17 protein-coding genes are annotated in these 18,434 nt (G+C 39.0%); 5 read left to right on the top strand and 12 right to left on the bottom strand.

Translation table 11 applies throughout. The features are described from left to right. Nucleotides 1–31 precede the first annotated feature (31 nt). Nucleotides 32–190 carry a hypothetical protein gene (locus CRN96_RS13185; protein ID WP_179647055.1) on the bottom strand — a complete coding sequence of 53 codons (159 nt, stop codon included), beginning with the start codon at nucleotides 188–190 and terminating at the stop codon, nucleotides 32–34. A 106-nt stretch (nucleotides 191–296) separates the two neighbouring features. After that, the gene (locus tag CRN96_RS00185; protein ID WP_097038008.1) at nucleotides 297–1,997 is read right to left on the bottom strand and encodes an ABC-ATPase domain-containing protein; all 1,701 of its coding nucleotides are present in this window, start codon (nucleotides 1,995–1,997) and stop codon (nucleotides 297–299) included. Nucleotides 1,998–2,455: 458 nt separating this feature from the next. Here CRN96_RS00185 and CRN96_RS00175 point away from each other — a divergent pair, with 458 nt between their 5' ends. Then, nucleotides 2,456–3,277, top strand: coding sequence for a hypothetical protein (locus CRN96_RS00175; RefSeq protein ID WP_097038006.1), 822 nt, complete (start codon nucleotides 2,456–2,458; stop codon nucleotides 3,275–3,277). A 75-nt stretch (nucleotides 3,278–3,352) separates the two neighbouring features. Next, on the top strand, nucleotides 3,353–3,529 hold the full coding sequence (locus tag CRN96_RS13180; protein WP_179647054.1) for a hypothetical protein: 177 nt from the start codon (nucleotides 3,353–3,355) through the stop codon (nucleotides 3,527–3,529). A gap of 339 nt (nucleotides 3,530–3,868) precedes the next feature. Here CRN96_RS13180 and CRN96_RS00170 read toward each other — a convergent pair whose 3' ends face one another. Genes CRN96_RS00170 through CRN96_RS00135 form a run of 8 tightly spaced genes read right to left on the bottom strand, consistent with a single transcriptional unit; the run spans nucleotide 3,869 to nucleotide 11,661 of the window. Further along, entirely contained in the window at nucleotides 3,869–4,696 is an 828-nt protein-coding gene (locus CRN96_RS00170; RefSeq protein WP_097038005.1) for an SDR family oxidoreductase, read from the bottom strand. Further along, nucleotides 4,693–5,760 carry a mannonate dehydratase gene (uxuA, locus tag CRN96_RS00165; protein WP_097038004.1) on the bottom strand — a complete coding sequence of 356 codons (1,068 nt, stop codon included), beginning with the start codon at nucleotides 5,758–5,760 and terminating at the stop codon, nucleotides 4,693–4,695. Before uxuA (CRN96_RS00165) ends, CRN96_RS00170 begins: the two co-directional genes overlap by 4 nt. A 12-nt stretch (nucleotides 5,761–5,772) precedes the next feature. Beyond that, the gene (locus CRN96_RS00160) at nucleotides 5,773–6,783 is read right to left on the bottom strand and encodes a zinc-binding alcohol dehydrogenase family protein (RefSeq protein ID WP_097038003.1); all 1,011 of its coding nucleotides are present in this window, start codon (nucleotides 6,781–6,783) and stop codon (nucleotides 5,773–5,775) included. A gap of 14 nt (nucleotides 6,784–6,797) precedes the next feature. Next, a complete protein-coding gene (locus tag CRN96_RS00155) occupies nucleotides 6,798–8,072 on the bottom strand; it encodes a TRAP transporter large permease (protein ID WP_097038002.1) in 1,275 nt (424 codons plus the stop codon). After that, the gene (locus CRN96_RS00150) at nucleotides 8,069–8,542 is read right to left on the bottom strand and encodes a TRAP transporter small permease (RefSeq protein WP_097038001.1); all 474 of its coding nucleotides are present in this window, start codon (nucleotides 8,540–8,542) and stop codon (nucleotides 8,069–8,071) included. Before CRN96_RS00150 ends, CRN96_RS00155 begins: the two co-directional genes overlap by 4 nt. A gap of 56 nt (nucleotides 8,543–8,598) precedes the next feature. Next, nucleotides 8,599–9,648: a TRAP transporter substrate-binding protein gene (locus CRN96_RS00145; RefSeq protein WP_097038000.1), complete on the bottom strand. Its 1,050-nt coding sequence runs from the start codon at nucleotides 9,646–9,648 to the stop codon at nucleotides 8,599–8,601. Then, nucleotides 9,645–10,655: an Ldh family oxidoreductase gene (locus CRN96_RS00140; RefSeq protein WP_179647053.1), complete on the bottom strand. Its 1,011-nt coding sequence runs from the start codon at nucleotides 10,653–10,655 to the stop codon at nucleotides 9,645–9,647. Before CRN96_RS00140 ends, CRN96_RS00145 begins: the two co-directional genes overlap by 4 nt. A 16-nt stretch (nucleotides 10,656–10,671) precedes the next feature. Further along, nucleotides 10,672–11,661, bottom strand: coding sequence for a LacI family DNA-binding transcriptional regulator (locus CRN96_RS00135; RefSeq protein WP_097037998.1), 990 nt, complete (start codon nucleotides 11,659–11,661; stop codon nucleotides 10,672–10,674). 119 nt (nucleotides 11,662–11,780) lie between these two features. On the opposite strand from CRN96_RS00135, the gene uxuA (CRN96_RS00130) reads away from it, so the two are divergent. The 3 genes from uxuA (CRN96_RS00130) to CRN96_RS00120 are packed head-to-tail and all read left to right on the top strand — an operon-like array spanning nucleotide 11,781 to nucleotide 14,484. After that, nucleotides 11,781–12,839, top strand: coding sequence for a mannonate dehydratase (gene uxuA, locus CRN96_RS00130; RefSeq protein WP_097037997.1), 1,059 nt, complete (start codon nucleotides 11,781–11,783; stop codon nucleotides 12,837–12,839). Continuing rightward, the gene (locus tag CRN96_RS00125) at nucleotides 12,836–13,474 is read left to right on the top strand and encodes a bifunctional 2-keto-4-hydroxyglutarate aldolase/2-keto-3-deoxy-6-phosphogluconate aldolase (protein ID WP_097037996.1); all 639 of its coding nucleotides are present in this window, start codon (nucleotides 12,836–12,838) and stop codon (nucleotides 13,472–13,474) included. Before uxuA (CRN96_RS00130) ends, CRN96_RS00125 begins: the two co-directional genes overlap by 4 nt. Before the next feature lie 2 nt (nucleotides 13,475–13,476). Next, nucleotides 13,477–14,484, top strand: a complete 1,008-nt coding sequence (locus CRN96_RS00120; protein WP_097037995.1) for a sugar kinase — start codon at nucleotides 13,477–13,479, stop codon at nucleotides 14,482–14,484. Nucleotides 14,485–14,890: 406 nt separating this feature from the next. Here the strand turns inward: CRN96_RS00120 and CRN96_RS00115 are convergent, their stop codons facing one another. Together CRN96_RS00115 and CRN96_RS00110 are read right to left on the bottom strand one after the other, a co-directional pair. Continuing rightward, complete coding sequence (locus CRN96_RS00115; RefSeq protein ID WP_281254120.1) at nucleotides 14,891–15,235, bottom strand: benzoate/H(+) symporter BenE family transporter; 345 nt, start codon at nucleotides 15,233–15,235, stop codon at nucleotides 14,891–14,893. 505 nt (nucleotides 15,236–15,740) lie between these two features. Next, entirely contained in the window at nucleotides 15,741–18,299 is a 2,559-nt protein-coding gene (locus CRN96_RS00110; protein WP_097037993.1) for a helicase C-terminal domain-containing protein, read from the bottom strand. Nucleotides 18,300–18,434: the final 135 nt, after the last annotated feature.

Genomic DNA, 18,434 nt, shown 5'->3' with positions numbered 1-18,434 from the left:
TTACCAACACGGTCAATGGGCCTTGGAATAACTACCGCTTCTTTCTCATAGATTTAATTTCTTCAGCTGCATAGTGAGTTCTTTCTTTGAACTTGATTCTCCTGATCCGCACATCCCTTTTGCCTTCAGCATAAGATATTGCCTCATCTAGACCTTTGTCCAATGATTCGAATAAATTAAAGTCTTTCATATTCATGCCCCCTTTTATTTACTATAAAAATACATCTTATTTAATAGAGTGTCGAGAATGAAAGCAGAGAACCTCTCTTATTTGAATGAAAAACGCTTCAAAATCATTACTTCGTCTTTAATCCCCTGTATCTGTTCACCGTAGCAATGAACTCCTGCTTCCTTGGAAGCGCCATGTTGCCGGGGTGTCCGCCGAATGGAGAAATGCCGTCGAGGCCCTCCTTTTCAATATGGGCATATATTTTATCGGCCGCTTCAGATATCGTCACCCTTTCATCCAGCACTTCATCCTTGAAGTATTCAATCATTGCAGTGATTGCATTCGTCTGGCTTGTATCCGTGAGCTGCTCCAGGCCGGAGATGTCAATGGATTCCTTGCCGTAGAGGATGGTGTAGAGACCCTTCGACTTCAGCCTGCCGTCCTTGCCCCTTTTGGCAAAGCTCTTTTTAAGCGGTGTGCGGTCAGGCAGCGCACCGAACTCCTTATGGGAAGTGTCCGGTCTTTTGTAACCGTTGGTATTGGCGATAGCCTTCGCTTCCTTCGTCACATCCTTCAACCGGTACTCATCCATCATGAGCACATGGTCGGCCGCTTCAAAGTAGTCTCCCGATCCGCCGACGATGAGGATGGTGGACACGCCCTTCTCCTCATAAAGCGCCTGGATTTTATCTGCGAACGGTGTGATCGGTTCCTTGTCCGGAGCAATCAGCTTCTGCATGCGGGCATCGCGAATCATGAAATTGGTCGCGGAAGTGTCTTCATCAATCAGCATCAGTGAAGACCCCGCTTCCAGCGCCTCCATCACGTTCGCCGCCTGTGAAGTGCTGCCGCTGGCATTTGCCGTTGAAAACTTGCGTGTATCCTTACCGCCCGGTAGGTTGTTGATGAACGGTACGATATCGACACCCGATACGCTGCGTCCGTCCTCTGCACGGATCTTCACCGCATCCGGACGTGTGAGCACAAACTCCCTGCCGTCACCGGCGATATGGTGATAGACTCCGCGTTCCAATGCTTCGAGCAGCGTCGACTTGCCATGGTAACCTCCGCCGACGATAAGAGTGATCCCTTCAGGAATCCCCATGCCCGTGATCTTGCGGCCGCCCGGCAGTTCAATTTCCGTCTCCAGGCTTTCCGGACTCTTAAAAGGTACCGCACTATGCATCGGCCGATCCGACACACCGCTCTCCCTCGGTAGAACTGCACCGTCTGCCACAAATGCGATCAGATTACGTTCCTTCATCACTTTCAGTATATAATCCTGGTCGAGCATCAGGGTGATCTGGTCTTTCAAACCCTGTTGATCAAGGTTTTTATATAATAAAGTCTCCACCGCTTCAGGCAGCATCTCACTGAATATGGAAGCGGCTGCCTTGCCGAGTATCTTCCGGCCCGCAGCAGGGAGGCCGACTTCAATCCGGACTTCGATTTCTTTATCACCGATCACGACCGCAGTCCGCTCGAGCATCTCCTGCCCGCAGCGGTCGATGAACACTTTGCCGTTCTTCCCCTGCCCTTTCGACTGCTTATTGAGCTGTTGGATGCTTTTTTCGAAAGTCCGTATCAGGAAATCGGAAGCGGCGATCCGCTTGCTTTTCGAATCGAGCATATCATCCGGGATGCCTGCGGTTTTACGGTCGGTGATGATTCGCATTTTGGACGGCGGCGCAAAGGGATCGACCTGTACATGGTCGACGGCTAGACGGAACTGGCCGAAATCGTATTTCCCTTTAATCTGCTTATATCTGCCGTATGTCTGCCTGTCCAAAGCGTTCAGCAGTTGATTCAAATCATGATCCGTTTTCATCTAATCTTCCTTTCAGCATAGTCGTTCAATGACTTTTAAATCTTTTATTCCCTATTAACCTAACATATTAAAACCTATTTAAAAAACTCTTATTATAATGATTTGTTTTGATAAAAAAACTATATGGCAAATACAAGTAAGTTCCAATTGACATTTGCCCGCATATAAAGTAGCATGATTTTTAAGAATAATTATCAGACTATTTAGTAAATTGAAAGCGCTTACCAAAAGCTTCAATTTTTTGAGACTATTTTCCTTGTATGCAGGTGTTGCGGGCATATTGGCCGGTACCGGTTCATCCATGATCATCTCCTTCTTGTTCATAACCAGCTCCACTCCGGACAACTTCCCGCCAGGTGGGCTTCTCAGCGGTTTTATCATCAACTTGCGTGTTGTTATTTTACTTGAACTGCTTAGCGATTATTTAAAATCAAAACAATGAACGGAGGTTTTTATTCATGCACACCAGCAGAGTACTCAAATCAGATGATTTTGGATTCGCCGTTAATAATCAAAAAGGGAATATTGAAGATATATTCCCGGGGTTCAGCCCTGCCGACCGGTTGGGCATCGTTGTGAACAGCGACACCGGTGCAATCGGTGCCAGTATATTGCTGACGGCAACGATAACGAAATTTTATGATTTTTATCGCCATCTTTTAGGGAATGAAGATGATAAACTGCGCATTTATCCGGAATTTTATATTTTCCATGTCGGCAAACAAAACATGGAACACGGCGCACTTGATATATGGCCGCCGAGCAATGAGGTTGTTCTGCAGGACGAACCAGAGCAGATACTTTCAGCGATCAACGAACGCGGTATAACAAGACTGATTGTCGAAGACCAGGAATTGATGCCGCCAATCCTTATGAGGGAATCCTTCAACAGCGCAAAGGTACGCATTAAAACAGCTTTAGCCTTCTCACCCGAAGGCCGGACGGATGATGCCGATATTGAAGTCACCAACAACGCTTCAATAGAAGAATATGTTTTAATGACGATCAAGGAAGCCAAGCAATATTCAGGAAAAGAATACGAGAAGGTGTTGAGCGCCTGGCAATCATTGAGGGATGGCAGTAACTTTAAACAGACTTTTAGATCCATCGATGTGATGGATGCCATCTGCATGCTGACCAGGAACACCGCCCTCACCATTACTACCAGCAAAAACATTGATACAGTCGTCGGTTCCGGTCCTGAAGACTTCGTGTTCTCACCGCATATACACGTGGATAAAGCTTTGGAAAGACGAAGACAGCCGGTGACAGAAGGATAGTGATTAACAGTTTATAAACTAATAAACCTTTATTCTATTGATATAATTTAACCATCAAAGATTGGAAGTGCAGATATGGGACAATTCATCGAAGGATCCAGAATTGATGAAGAAGAGTATTTGGAGTTCAGCGTTTATTCACCTGAAGAATTTATAAATATGCTGAACAATAATGAAAACGATTTCATAAACATTCCGACGGAGAGCAGTACAGAAGAGACTCTCTTAAGAGCTTACGAAGAATTCAGATGAATATTTGGCGGTTCAATGCCAAGTAGAGAGCGGAAGATGATACAATAATATAAAAGATATTCCCCTAAAGTGATTCAAAATTAACTTTAGGGGACTTTCTTTCATTTATATAATTTTCAACACTTTCCTCTTCAATGGCACTTCTTCTCAAAAGCAATACTTTCCATCCTATAGTACTTCTTCGCAAACTCTGCAAATATCAAACTGATTTCCAGTTCTTCGACCACTGCTGCTGTGTTCCGCTTGGAGGCGCCACCTCTGTTTTTGATTACTTTTTAACCGTTAAAAAAACACCTAACTCTCCGTAGAGAGTCAGATGCTCATAATACTGTTCTAAAACTACACCCCAGAGTACGCCATAAAACCACCATCAATAGGTACAACAATTCCAGTAACAAATTCCGATTCTTCATCATTTAATAACCATTTTACAGGCCCTATTAAATCTTCAGGTTTACCGAACCTGTTCATTGGAGTGTTATTCAAAATTTTCTTGGCACGAGCGGTATACTCTCCTTCTGAATCGATGAGTAAATCATAGTTTTGTTTGGTAATGAAAAATCCCGGAGCTATTGCGTTGACTCTGATATTAGCTTCACCATAATACACTGCCAACCATTGAGTGAAATTATTGATGGAAGCTTTGCCTGCACTGTATGCCGGAACTTTTGTCATTGGCGAGAAAGCGCTCATTGAACTGATATTCAGAATGGTTCCACTACCTGATTCAACCATATCTTCCACAAAAATCTGTGTAGGAATCACTGTCCCCATAAAATTAAGATCCATGGCTTTAGAAAAGCTTTTCAGATCCAAATCTTGAAAGCCCTGGCCTTGCTTTGTGGCCTCTATGTGTGTCTCAAAAGTAGTGGATGCTTTTGGATTATTGCCACCCGCACCATTGAGAAGAATGTCGCATTTACCAAAAATCTGATTGAATTCTTCTTTGGCACTCTGCACGGAATCCTCATCCAGCACATCACATCTTATAAAACGGATTTGTCCCTCATACTCGGACAGTTCTTTTTCAACCTCTTTGCCAGCTTCTTCGCCTCGAGATAAGACTGCTACATTTGCACCTTGTTGGACCAGGAATCTTGCCAGGGTCTTGCATAATATCCCGGTTCCGCCAGTAATTGCAATGTTTTTATTTTTGAAGTAACTCAATGCTTTTCCTCCTTGATAATATGATCAATAATCCCATTCAAGTACATAATACCAAGTGCTCTATCATACAGCCCATACCCCGGCCTGCATTTTTCATTCCATATTTGACGTCCATGATCTGGACGTATGTAATATTTGTAATTGTTCTTCTGCAGTATCTCAATGATAGATACGATAGGGATATTACCGTCACTTTCTCTATGTGAGGTTTCTACAAAATCCGTTTTATTCAAGTATCTAATATTTCGGATATGCGCAAAGAATATTTTATCGATAAATTCACCAGCTATTTCTTCCAAATCATTTTCCCGATTTGCTCCCAAAGACCCCGTACAAAAAGTGATCCCATTATGAGTGCTCGGATGAAGATTTATCACTTTCTTTAGATCATTTTTATCTGAAATGATTCTTGGCAATTCAAATAGAGACCATGGTGGATCATCCGGATGAATTGCCAGTTTGATATCCAATTCTTCAGCCCGGGGAATTACAGCATCCAAAAAGTATTTCAGATTGTTCCATAGATCCTTTTTCGTAACACTTCTATATTCTGTAAATAGTTCTTGAATGATATCCAGCTTTTCTTTTTCCCACCCCGGAAGCTCAAAGGTCGTATTGTCTTTCATATTCTTTATAAGTTCTGCAGGAGTCATGTTGCTCAATATTTCATGTTCATAATGCATCGCCGTGGAGTTATCTTCCAAGGGTTTTTCCAAATCGGTTCTTATCCAATCAAAGACTGGCATAAAGTTATAGCAAATCACTTTAACGCCGTATTTTGAAAGCAACTCCATCGTCCTAATATACTTCTCAATATAGTCGTCTCTTGAAGGCTTGCCCAACTTGATATCTTCATGTATATTCAGACTTTCGACCACTTCAGGGTGAAAACCCTTCTTTCTGATTTTTTCTACTTCCTGTGCGATTTCAGATTCAGGCCACACTTCACCGACAGGCTGGTCTAACAATGTCCAGACTATTCCTCTCACGTTGGGTATTTGACGAATATCGTCCAATTTGATTGAATCATTTTTTTCTCCAAACCATCTGAATGTCATTTCCATAAAAGCACTCCCTTAGAACTTTATAAGAATCTTTCTGCTTGAGTTATCTTTAAATAATTCCAGGGCATCATTAATTTCTTCTTTATCTTTAATATGTGTAACGATTCCATCAACATCTATAAGATTTTTTTCAAGAAGTGAAATAATATAAGGGAACTGATCTGTCTGAAGCCTTGAACCTTTTATGTCCAATTCTCCTTTTGTAATATCCACCTGGCTCACTTGGGCCGGCTTTTCTTCAAAGCCCAACACCACCACCTTGCCAGCTGGTGCACAGCTTTTGACCGCAGATTCAAATGTTGCATTCAAACCTACAGCATCCATAGAGACATTTACACCTTTATCTTCAGTAATTTTAAAGACTTCATCCAGTAAATTGTTTTCTCCGATATTGATTGTATAATCTGCCCCTTTGTCTTTAGCAAATTGCAGTTTGTCATTATCCAGATCAGAGACTATCACTTTAGCCCCTCTATGCTTCGCTATCAATAAACAACATAGACCAATCGTACCGGCGCCTTGTATAAGTACCGTGTCGCCTTCTCCAACTTCTCCTCTTAATGAAGCTTGAGCACCTATTGTGAGCGGTTCGGCGAGCACTGCTTTTTCGGGTGTTACCTCTGAGGAAATCTTATGAAGCTTGTCACTTTCAATAACAAAGTATTCCCGCATACCACCGTCTCTGTGCACTCCGTAAACTTGAAGATTTTCACAAATGTTTGGTCGTCCTATTCTGCACGACCTGCATTCTCCACAAGTTTTAATCGGTTCAAGTATCACTTGATCTCCCGATTCAAGGTCGGACACATCTTCACCGACCTCTTCTACGACACCCATAACTTCGTGCCCGATGATTCGTGGATAAGTTGCAAAAGGGTTATGACCTTCGAAGATGTGGACATCTGAACCACAAAGTCCGGCATATATAACCTTAACCTTCACTTCATTTCCCTGGGGCCTATCTATTTTCTCAGCTTCAACAATCTGTATGTCCTGAGGTTTTTTAACAAGTACTTGTTTCATTATAAACACTCCTATTATTCAAATAAACTTGGTAAAAACAGTGTAATCTGTGGAACGAATGCAACTAGTAAGAGAACAATCAAACTTACTAACAAGAAAGGAATGAGCTCTTTACTCACTGTTAAAATTCCCACTTTTCCTATACTTGAGGCGACAAACAAACAGACGCCGACAGGTGGAGTTGAAAGTCCGATTACAAGACCCAGCACCATTACTACACCAAATTGCACGGGATCCATTCCAATTTGTGAAGCTACCGGGAGCAGAACAGGGAAGAGAATAACGAGTGCTGCAATTGTTTCCATAAAAGTACCTACTATAAGTAGCAGTAGAATAATCAGCAGAATTACGACTATGTCATTCGCACTGATGGAAAGAATCGTATTAGCGACCAAAGTAGGAATACCCTCGCTTGTCAGGATCCAACCAAAAAGATTCGCAAACGCAACTAACATCATTATTGATGCTGCCTGAATCATGGATTTGAGCATCACACTAGGTACATCTTTTATATTTAAATCTCTATATATAAAAAGTCCAACTAGAAGTGCATAAACTACAGCTATGATTGATGCTTCAGTTGGCGTGAAGAAGCCGCTGAGAATTCCGTAGAGAATAATAACAACCATCATGATAGCCCAAAAAGCACCGAAGAAATCCTTAATGATGCCTGTTAAAGGGACCCTTGCTTCCTTTGGATAGCCTCTCTTCACTGATATGAGATAAGTAGGTATCATTAAACCAATTCCCATCAGGAAGCCTGGAACAGCTCCTGCAATGAACAAATCTCCTATAGAAACAGTAGCAAGTGTACCAACGATGATAAAAGGTAAAGAAGGCGGTATAATTGGACCCACTACAGAAGAGGCTGAGGTGACTGCCGCTGCAAATTTAGCATCATAACCTTTCTTCTTCATCGCAGGAATCATTACAGAACCGATACTTGCAGTATCCGCTAATGCTGTTCCGGATATGCCTGCAAAACCAAGGGAGGCGCCCACGTTAGCGAGTCCCAGCCCTCCCCTTATATGCCCAAGCAGACTGTCGGCGAATTTTATGATTCTATCGGTAATCCCACTGGCGTTCATCAAATTACCAGCAAGTATAAAGCCCGGAATACAGATGAGGACAAATGAATTCAATCCACCAAACATACGTTGAGGCACAATGTTAAGAGGTATGCCGTTTATCAGTAAGTAAATAATTGAAGATAAGGCCAGACTGAATGCGATCGGAATTCTCAAAAACATGAAGAGAAAAAATAAACCGAATAGTAATAATGCCATCATTTCAAATCCACATCCTTACTCAGAAGTTTTTCAATATAAAAAATCATTATAAAAAAGGACATAAGGAATATTGAAAGATGTATATAACCCATATGGAATCCAAGTGTGGAAGTCATCTGGCCCTGTCCGAGCAAGACAAACTCATATGCGTAATACGAGATAACTAGATTCATCCCAATTATTACTATGTAGGTCCCTCTTAAGTAAATAGCCTTCCATTTATCTGAAAAAAGTTCGAGTATAAAATCGATTCCCATATATTCATTCCTCACAACTGCCAGCCCGGCTGAAGCCGCAATGGCATATAGAAAGAAATAGCGGGTCAGTTCTTCGGTCCATACAAAAGAAAGAGGAGTGAACCGTGTGAGTATTTGTAATAGAACAATAAGAATTAAAGCTGTGAAAAATGCAATTGTGAGCACTGAAAGTATTTTATCAAGTACACGAAACAAGCTTTTAATTAATTTCATAATTTCACCCTCAATATAGTAGAGGGAGGGATATCATCCATCCCTCCCACCATTCTTTATTCTGTATCGATAATACGCTCGTAAAGGTCCAGTTGTTCCTCGTCAAGTGAATTTTCAATGCCTGGCTGCATAGCTTCCTGAAAAGCTTCTCTGTCCACTTCGACGAACTCCATACCTTCATCTTCAAGCATTTGTCTATAGTTTTCTATTTCCTCTCCAAGCAAACCGGCAGCGTATTCTTCGGCTTCTTCAGCTGCCTCCATGACGCTTGCCTGCAGATCCTCTCCAATGGACTCCCATTGCTCGTTTCCGACTACAACATATATCCAAGAATAAACATGCTCTGTTTCATTGACATATTCTTGTACTTCGTACAGTCCTCCACTGTGGATAAGATCTACCGGATTTTCTTGACCATCGATAACGTTTTGCTGTAATCCTGTAAATACCTCGCTAAAGTCCATAACTTGCGGACTTGCTCCAGCTGCACTCCAAGCATCCATGAAGAGCGGTACGTTCGGGATTCTCATGCTGAATCCACTGAGGTCTTCCGGTGATTCGATTGGATCATTAGAAGTAAGGTTCCTTGGTGCCCTCTCCATATAAAATAATGGCGTCACTCCAACTTTATCAACGATATCCTCTTCAATTTCACTGCCTACATCTCCTTCTACTACTGTCTGGAGATGTTCTGAGTCACGAATTGCATAAGGAGCAGCGAGCAAAGCGGCTTTTGGTGACCAGTTCTCCATAGATTCACCAGTAATAACCATATCGGTATTTCCCGCTCTGATACTATTGATTGTGTCTACTTCTCCACCCAGTTGGCTGTTTGGATAGATTTGGATATTTATTTGTCCATCTGTTTTTTCTTCTACAAGTCTCGCGAACTCTTCTGACGTGGTGTGCCAAATGTGATCTTCATTGGATAAATGTCCTAAACTCCATGTAATCTGCTCTCCATCACCACTTGCCTGTTCTTCTGAATCATTACCGTTGTCCGCTGCTTGGTCGTCTGTTTCCTCTCCTTCTTCCCCACCGTTACCACATGCTGCTAAAGCTAATACCATAACTGATAATAAGGTCAACCATAAAAACTTCTTCATCTTTCTTCCTCCTCAAATAATATTTGGTAAGTATCTTCATTGATAATCACTTCATCGGATTCAAGTGCTTTTTCCATCTCTATTTCTCCTGGTATTTTTACAAATGAACCGTCAGTTGTGGGAATATCTTTTAGTTCTGCTTCCATCTGTTTCAACATACTTTCAAACATCAAATTATCGCCGAACATCTTTGGGTTAATCAATATAATGCTTTGTGATAAATTACGATACTTATGCAGCTCTTCGTACATGGGAGGAATGTTAGTGCCATATGATTCATTCCCCAAAATTCCTGTAAGAACATCTATCGCAAATGCAAGAGCATATCCCTTTGGCCCACCGAAGTGTTTTAGATATTTGATATCATCTGGATTATTTGTCTCTTCTCCATTTACATTGGTACCCCAGCCATAGGGAATCTGTGCACCTGAGCCTTGAGCATGTAACACTTTACCTAATGCGACTTCAGTAGTTGCAATATCTATTATTGTGGGATATTCTCCTTCACCTTTTGGAAAACCAAAAGCAATAGGGTTGCTCCCAAAATATGGGGCGGTTCCTTTGAAAGGAACTGCTATCGTGTCCGTTTGGCTGAACATCAATCCGATGTATCCATGTTCAGCGATTTCTTTAACGTAATAAGAGAGCGCCCCACAATGACTGCTGTTTTTAATCAACCCCATTACAATTCCCTGATCTTTTACTTTATCTATAGCATATTCCACTGCTTCATGGACGATATAATGTCCCAGTCCATCATCCCCGTCACATACAAAAGAAGATCCTGAAGTCATCTCTATATTTATATCAGGCCGAACATTTAAACCACCATGTTCAATTCTTTTTAGATAGTGTTCGAGGCGCATAAGTCCATGTGAGGAAACTCCTCTTTGATCTGCATGAAGCAAGACATCTGCAACTATACCGGCAGGCCGCCTCTCCAGACCTCTGCTTATCAGTTTTTCTGTCGCTCTATCCCTCGCTGTGGGGATATCTACTGCTTTCAAAATACTATCAACTCCTTTATCTCTCGATTAACTGAGGTGGGTATTCATTGATAAATTCATAGTTGTGTTGTTTTAACTTAATCTGTTGAAGCAGACAATCAAAAGCATTTTCAGATATGATTTCAATTGGCTGCTTGACCGTGGAAATTGGTGGTTGATACAGCTGTGCCAACGGTATATCGTCTATTGAGACCAGTTTGAATTTCTCTTGGATAGCAACTTCATTCTGGCTTGCAAATCCCAAAAATTCCGCAAGAGCAAAATCATTCGCTAAGATCACCCCATTGCGTTCAATCGACAGATCTATTTCTTTTGAAATTTCCTTAGATAAATCCCTGACTTTATTTGCAATGATTAAATGATTGATGGTAAGCTCAGATTCTTTTTGTATAGACTTGAATGCTCTCATTCTTTCTATCCTCGGAGTTATACTTTTTTCCAGTGAGGTGCTGATGTAATAAACTCTATCCAAATCATACTTCATCAAATAATCATATGACTCTTTAATGGCAGCAATATTATCTAATTTAAAGCAAGGGACTTCTAAACCTTCTATATAACGATCGATAAATACCAGGGGGAATTTTTGCTCAAGCAGCTGACGGTAGAGCGCCTCATTCCCAAAAGTCGGAAATATTATTAGACCATCTACCTGTTTGGACATCAAATTCTGTATATATTTTCTTTCTTTTTCAGGATTATCATCAGCATTACATATGATTAAATGATAACCGTTTTTATCACAAATATCTTCAATACTCCTGGTGATCGAAGTGGAAAAGTGATGAAGTATATTTGCGACAATGATGCCTATCGTTTTTGTAGAACCGCCTTTTAAATTTCTCGCCAGATAGTTCGGTTTATAATCTAATTTTTCTATAGCTGAATTGATTCTTAACTTTGTAGGTTCACTCATATAACTAAATCTTTTGTTTAAGTATTGTGAGACAGTACTGACAGAGACACCCGCTTCTTTCGCTACCTCTTTGATTGTAATTTTTTTCATGATATACTACCTTCACAGTTACTAAATCGGTTTACTAAAACGATTTGATATAATATTATCAAATGTGAAAACGTTTTACAATGATATTTTGAAAATTGTTATTATTGGAGGAGATATTTATGGAAATGAGTTTTAGATGGTATGGGAATGACGATCCTGTAACACTTGAGAATATTCGTCAAATCCCTCAAATGAAAGGGATCGTGTCGGCCATTTACGATATTCCTGCCGGCGAAGTCTGGCCATATGAAGATATTGTGGAATTAAGGGATCAAATCTCAGCCCATGGTATGAGATTAAACGTCATTGAGTCTGTTCCAGTCCATGAAGACATTAAAATGGGCCGTAACCGTCGTGATGAATTGATTGAAAACTATAAAGAAACAATTCGCAATCTATCCAGAGCAGGAATCAAAACCGTGTGCTATAACTTCATGCCGGTTTTTGACTGGACACGGATCGAGCTTGATGCACCACTTGAAGATGGTTCCAATTCACTAAAATATGACGAAACATTAATTAAAGACATCGACCCTTTGAGCGGCGAACTCACATTGCCGGGTTGGGACTTGTCCTATCAAACAGATGATCTGAAAGAGATAATGGACGCTTATCAGAAAATCGATGAAAACCAACTTTTTGAAAATCTCATTTATTTTCTGGAACATATCATCCCGGTGGCTGAAGAAGAAGATGTACTGATGGCAATACATCCGGACGATCCACCATGGAGTATTTTTGGACTGCCACGTATCATTACAGGCGCTGAAGCGTTACGCAAATTATTCAAAGCCGTACCAAGCAAGAATAACGGTATTACATTCTGTACCGGTTCTTACGGGGCAAGCTCTGAAAATGATTTATTCGAAATCATCGATGTAGCTAAAGATCGTATTTATTTTGTGCATGCCAGAAACGTCAAGTGGACCGGCGAACGTTCATTCCAAGAAACCTCTCACTCCATACATGATGGTTCTTTAGATATGGTTGGTATTATAGAGAAGCTCATCAAAGAAGGCATAAATGTACCAATCCGACCAGATCACGGACGAATGATCTGGGGCGAAACGGGCAGACCAGGATATGGACTTTATGACCGCGCCTTAGGGGCAACATATTTAAACGGAATTATTGATACTCTGAGAAATCAGGATGAAATCCAGGAGGAAACGACATGAAAAAGTTCGAAACTCTGAATAAAATTCATAAAAATTATCTGGTAGCTGTTGTGAGAGGGAAAAACTTCGATGATACTGTTAAGATGATAGATGCTATCGTTAAAGGTGGAATCAAAAATATTGAAATCACCTACACAACACCGAAAGCAAGCAAGCTTATCGAACATTTTGCAGACAGCCCGGATATTTGTGTAGGTGCCGGTACTATAATGTCCAGAGAAACCGCTGATGCAGCTATACGTTCCGGCGCAAAATATGTGGTGAGTCCACATTTTGATCCGGATATCTCTGTACTTTGCAACTTGAATCAGGTGCCTTATCTCCCAGGATGTACTACAGCAACTGAAATCGTCGAAGCCTTAAAAAGTGGTGTAGATGTCATTAAAATCTTCCCGGGTGGTCTTCTCGGCGCTTCATACATTAAAGATATCAAAGGTCCGATTCCACATGTGAATTTGATGCCTTCCGGTGGTGTCAATCAGGCAAACATGGGAGATTGGATTAATAACGGTGCATTTGCCATTGGTATCGGAAGTGCGCTTGTAAAAGGTTATGATGGCTCAAATCCTGAAGTTATTTCAGAAAATGCCAAGGCTTTTTCGAGCAGATATAAGGAACTGACAGGAGGAGAATAATATTGAAATTCATTACTTTTGGCGAGATACTGATGCGACTGAGTACAGATGTCTCCTCCACATTTAAAACGGCTGACCAATTCAACATCAATATTGGCGGCAGTGAAATGAATGTAGCGATGAGTCTTGCGGCTTCGGGTATCGAAACATCAGTAGTCACCACTTTACCGGATAATGGATTTGGGCATCGTGTGATATCTCTTCTCAAGAGTAACAACGTTGAGACTGAAAATATCAAGATGCAAGGCTCCAAAATGGGTGTCTATTTTTTAGAACAAGGGTTTAATATACGATCTTCATCTGTTATATATGACAGAAAATATTCCAGTTTTGAACAGTCCTCCGAGGCCGATTATGATTTTGAAAAAATATTCGAAGGATATGATTGGTTCCATTTCAGTGGTATCACACCTGCACTGAATAATGAAATGCAGGAAATTTTACTGAAGGCGTTGCAAGCCGCTGAAGCAAAAGGAATGAAAATCAGCGCAGATCTTAACTTCAGAGGTAATCTCTGGACCTTCGAAGAGGCCAGAAAAACTATGCCCCAATTCGTCACCTACTGTGATGTAATATTTGGGTACGAGCCGTTAGCACTCATGGAGAACGGTGAAGACATCAAAGACAGTCTTGAACGCAATCCGAATGCAGAAACATTAACTCCAATTTTGCAAAAAATAAGCAAGCAGTATGACCTCAAGCATATTGCCTTTACCCAACGCACAGTGCTCCATTCCAATAAAAATATAATCAGAGGGATGATGTTCACTGACGGGAAAATTCTCGAAACAGATGCATATGAAGTGGAGATTTTAGATCGAATCGGCACAGGAGATGCCTATACTTCGGGAATCATTCATGGGCTGATAAATGATTTAAGCCATGAAGAAACTCTTGATAATGCATTAGGCAACATGCTTTATAAACATACATTAAGTGGAGATTTTCTTGTTGAAGATATCTCCCCAATGAATAAAGTTCTGGATGCCACCCAAGAAGTTAAAAGATAAGAAAGATTCCTTGTAAATGTCTACTGCACGTACTGCCTAGGGAACTTTAACAACAGAAAGGCCAATGAGAAATCATTGGCCTTTTAATCGATGATTCAATAATACGAATAGAAATCTTGAACCATTTGATTACCTTCTGAGTTTTACCTCAATCGGACTCCATAGACATACTACTTGAAATGCAAAATCATTCTTCAATTTTTCCTTTTATAAAAAATCCATATAAAATATAACCTGCAACCAAGCTCAGCAAAGGCGCGGATAAAACGTAAATATTAATATTTGCAGCTGAAATGACAAATGAAATCATCATTATCATAATACTCATTTTTGATCTCAACGCTATTAAACTTTTGAAGCAATTCAATAAAATCCCCAATAAAGTGAGTATGACGATTATAGATATCTACTCTCCCGGAATAGCTCTCATCAGATTGATCATCAAAGGTGCAAGCAACCCAAAAAGGACAATTAAAATACCAGCCACCAACGCACTTTTATATCTATCACTTTTAACCCCGGCTTCCTCATTGCTGCAGATTGTCGTCGACATACCTCCTATCCCAGCCGCATGGCCACCAAACATACTTACAATGGTAGTCCCAAGACCTGAAGATAAAACCACTTGCTGAAAAGGTACTTCATAGCCATTTTTCTTTAAAGAACTTAAGGATATCGAAGCTTCATTGCTCAATATCATTACAGCAACAGGTATTGAAATCACTAATAACACTTTGATAGAAGAATATATTCTGATGAAGATTAAGGAATCCGAGCAGTACTCGAGAGAAGAATACGAGAAAGTGTTGGATAACTGAAGAGCAAGCGTCTTAAAGTAGACCTGCAGATGTATAGATAATGTAGATGAGAAAGACTGACTTCATAATTGCCACCAGTAAAAACATTTCTAAGGCTGTTAATAACAATCTTGAGAGCTCGTTTTTTCACCGCGCATACACGTAGATAAATTTTGGGAAAGTGAAGACAGCCGTTGAAGGAAAGATAGTAATGTTATATAAAATCTCTCTACATTATGATAATTTTTAAACCTTTTATAATATCAATAATGAGATAGGTATGATCTATTGGTTGTTTAATTAATCAACAGTATATAACTCAAAATAAAATTCCCCTTGGATCCAAAGAGAACTTGGGTTCAGGGGATTTTATTAATACATCTTTACACTCTTCTTTAACTCACAGGATATTCTTTGGAAAGATAGATTTTCAGTTGAATATTCTTAAATCTTTTTACTCTAATTTTTGACTAAAGAAGATAATTTTAGTTCTGAGAAAGTAGAAATTAGATCATCAACAAAAATGTTGTTATCTCTAAATTTTTTAATTAATAACTGCCTTGCTTGGTCTTCAGAGTTAAATTTTAATTCTCTTAGAACTTCTAACATAATAACGTTAAAATTTTCAGCTAATAAAATAATAAAATCATGTGTAATAACATGTATGTTATTCACAAGATGAGTGCTTTGTTTGTCTACAGAAAGTCTATTACTAATTAAACAATTAATAATTATTGCCTCAGAATCAGTTTGTTTATTCACTTCTACCCAGTCTTTATGGCCTCTGGTTTGCCTTATATCTTTGGGAGGAATATGTTGTTGGCCTTCTTCGTATCCTGTTTTAGCTTCAAATACCAAATAACTATTCTCCATCCTCCATATTCCATCAGGCACGCCATTTCCATTTGGTCTTTCAGCTTCAAAACCTAACATTTCTCCCAAGTTTTTAAACTGTGGCTCGAAAACATCTGCATCATTCTGTTTTATACCATCTAAAATCCTTCCCCATTTATCCATAAACTTCTTTTCTCTATTTTTATACTTTCTGATTATATCAAGTATTTTATCAACCTGTATTTCTGATTCCTCAGATAAAAGTTCCTCTCCACATGTTTCTATTTCTTCTAATCTATCCCTATTCAACCATGTCTTATTAACGGAAGCATTTAAAGAATTAGTTAAAAATTTTAAACCTTCTTTAGTATCGCCCTGTTGCGTTTTTACGCAAGCTATTAAATAATTCCACCAAGCTCTATATGGTCTGAATTCTTCCGTTCCATTAAGTAGTTTCAAAATCTCCTCTGCAATTTTATGGGCTTTACCGTACTCCTTCTCAAAAAAATTATAAATGAATTCTACTTCTTTTTTTGCGATATTTGAAAAAACATCTTCGGTCAATATTTCTTGATTGCTTGGTTGAGTCAGTTGATTATCAATATATCTTTTCACTTTTCCCCAATTTTCGTCTTGATCATAAAAAGATTTAATATTATTGTCCCACGTTTCTTCACTAGTTTCAGAAGTCGATTGTTCTAGAGAAAAATTTAACTCTGCTTCAATCTTAGACGGTAGTAATTTACGAAAATGAGGATCATATATATATTGACTAACCCTCTCTCCTATAAAAACCAAAAGTGAATAGTCCTCTTCACTTCTAGTTGAGCGTCCAACTCCTTGAGTCAGCCTAGAGACTAATAACTTTTTTAAAACTTCCTTTTCTTTTAATCTACTATGTAAAAATTTCTCAGAAGATCCAACTGCAATAGGTAAATCAAAGAAAATTTGTAGTCTACATTCATCATCTTTCAAATCAATACCTTCATAGCGCCCAGATAATAACAGTATAGATTGATTACTTTTTTTAAAAGTTTCAAGAGACTCTTCTATATCTGTACTTAAAAAAACATTGAAATGTGGCAACTCTCTGGCAACAAATTCCTTAAAAATATTTAATGTATAATTAGAAGGACATAAGACCAACGCCCTTGGTTGACTCTCTATTAAATCTCTAATCTTAGAATAAAGTTTTTCCCCTTCAAAAAGATCATCTGGAAAAAGCATAAATCTGCTCCCTGAAACTTCCTTTGCTGTTTCTTGAGCCGATTTCATTTTATATATATCTTTGACTCCAAATTTTCTTTCTAAATCTCCTTCAAAGCCTAGAGTAGCAGACATATAAATTCTCTTTTTTGCATTTCTAAACGCTTCATGTATGTCGTTTGGAGGCAAAATCGGAGTTATTTCAATTTCATCGTCATTTATGAATATATTACATATATGAAGAATGTCACGTATTTTACTCCACTGATAATATAAATTCGTGTGAGCTTGAATTTCAGAATGTAAAAGCGTTTTTATTGTTTCCATTCTCTCTATCCATAATGGTTGAGGAATAATATCAATTCCATTGTTCATGGGATCATAATTATTAGACTCAATATTATATTTTACATTTTCTGGTATTATATCAGAAATTAATGAATAAAATTTATTATATAAACTTTTATTTTCCCTCTTTATATTTAAGCTCCATAAACTTTTTATAGCATATTCGGTAGCATGAGCATCATCAAATATTATTAAATCTGCCTCTACAAATTTAGGATTCGTATTAAATATATGACTATAAGTAGTTACAACGATTGATTCTCCTTTGTAATATTCTCCTAAATCTTTTTGAGAAAAGTTATTACTATTACCTGTGAGTACTACCGATTCAATACCATAACTATGCAATAAATCATTCGTCTGTGCAGCTAACTGTCTTGTCGCACAGCAATAAACAATTTTGCGGGAATCTTTTTTTCTTTCAAATTCTCCAATCAATCCCCCTACTAAGGTTTTGCCATATCCTGTAGGCAATTCAAAAGCAATATCTTTTAAGGATTCATCTATAGACATATATTCTTTGAGAATTGATTTTTGATTCTCTTTTAGAATTATTCCATTTGATAATTCATCATTTAGTTCAATAGGACTTTCAGGTATATTACTCTCTTCAGGAAATATAAAGCTCATATTTTCGCTCCCTTTCTAAACACAATAAAAGATATAATTGTTACTTAAGTTTATAAAATAGCTCAAATGTGTTTCGCAACAAGAAAGTACATAGAAATGCAATGAAAAGTGCAGAGGGTTGCCACCCTGTAGTGT

Origin of the sequence: Salinicoccus kekensis, assembly GCF_900220995.1 — a bacterium.
Classification (GTDB): Bacteria; Bacillota; Bacilli; order Staphylococcales; family Salinicoccaceae; genus Lacicoccus; species Lacicoccus kekensis.
Note: the sequence above shows the minus strand (reverse complement) of the source record. Positions and strands in the feature narration are given on the sequence as shown.

Excerpts from the sequence above, each read along its gene's own strand:
- CRN96_RS00155 (WP_097038002.1), bottom strand. The coding sequence starts at position 8,072 with ATGATGGCATTATTACTATTCGGTTTATTTTTTCTCTTCATGTTTTTG.
- CRN96_RS13180 (WP_179647054.1), top strand. The coding sequence starts at position 3,353 with ATGGGACAATTCATCGAAGGATCCAGAATTGATGAAGAAGAGTATTTG.
- CRN96_RS00150 (WP_097038001.1), bottom strand. The coding sequence starts at position 8,542 with ATGAAATTAATTAAAAGCTTGTTTCGTGTACTTGATAAAATACTTTCA.
- CRN96_RS00185 (WP_097038008.1), bottom strand. The coding sequence starts at position 1,997 with ATGAAAACGGATCATGATTTGAATCAACTGCTGAACGCTTTGGACAGG.
- CRN96_RS00145 (WP_097038000.1), bottom strand. The coding sequence starts at position 9,648 with ATGAAGAAGTTTTTATGGTTGACCTTATTATCAGTTATGGTATTAGCT.
- uxuA (WP_097037997.1), top strand. The coding sequence starts at position 11,781 with ATGGAAATGAGTTTTAGATGGTATGGGAATGACGATCCTGTAACACTT.
- CRN96_RS00160 (WP_097038003.1), bottom strand. The coding sequence starts at position 6,783 with ATGAAACAAGTACTTGTTAAAAAACCTCAGGACATACAGATTGTTGAA.
- uxuA (WP_097038004.1), bottom strand. The coding sequence starts at position 5,760 with ATGGAAATGACATTCAGATGGTTTGGAGAAAAAAATGATTCAATCAAA.
- CRN96_RS13185 (WP_179647055.1), bottom strand. The coding sequence starts at position 190 with ATGAAAGACTTTAATTTATTCGAATCATTGGACAAAGGTCTAGATGAG.
- CRN96_RS00110 (WP_097037993.1), bottom strand. The coding sequence starts at position 18,299 with ATGAGCTTTATATTTCCTGAAGAGAGTAATATACCTGAAAGTCCTATT.
- CRN96_RS00175 (WP_097038006.1), top strand. The coding sequence starts at position 2,456 with ATGCACACCAGCAGAGTACTCAAATCAGATGATTTTGGATTCGCCGTT.
- CRN96_RS00135 (WP_097037998.1), bottom strand. The coding sequence starts at position 11,661 with ATGAAAAAAATTACAATCAAAGAGGTAGCGAAAGAAGCGGGTGTCTCT.
- CRN96_RS00125 (WP_097037996.1), top strand. The coding sequence starts at position 12,836 with ATGAAAAAGTTCGAAACTCTGAATAAAATTCATAAAAATTATCTGGTA.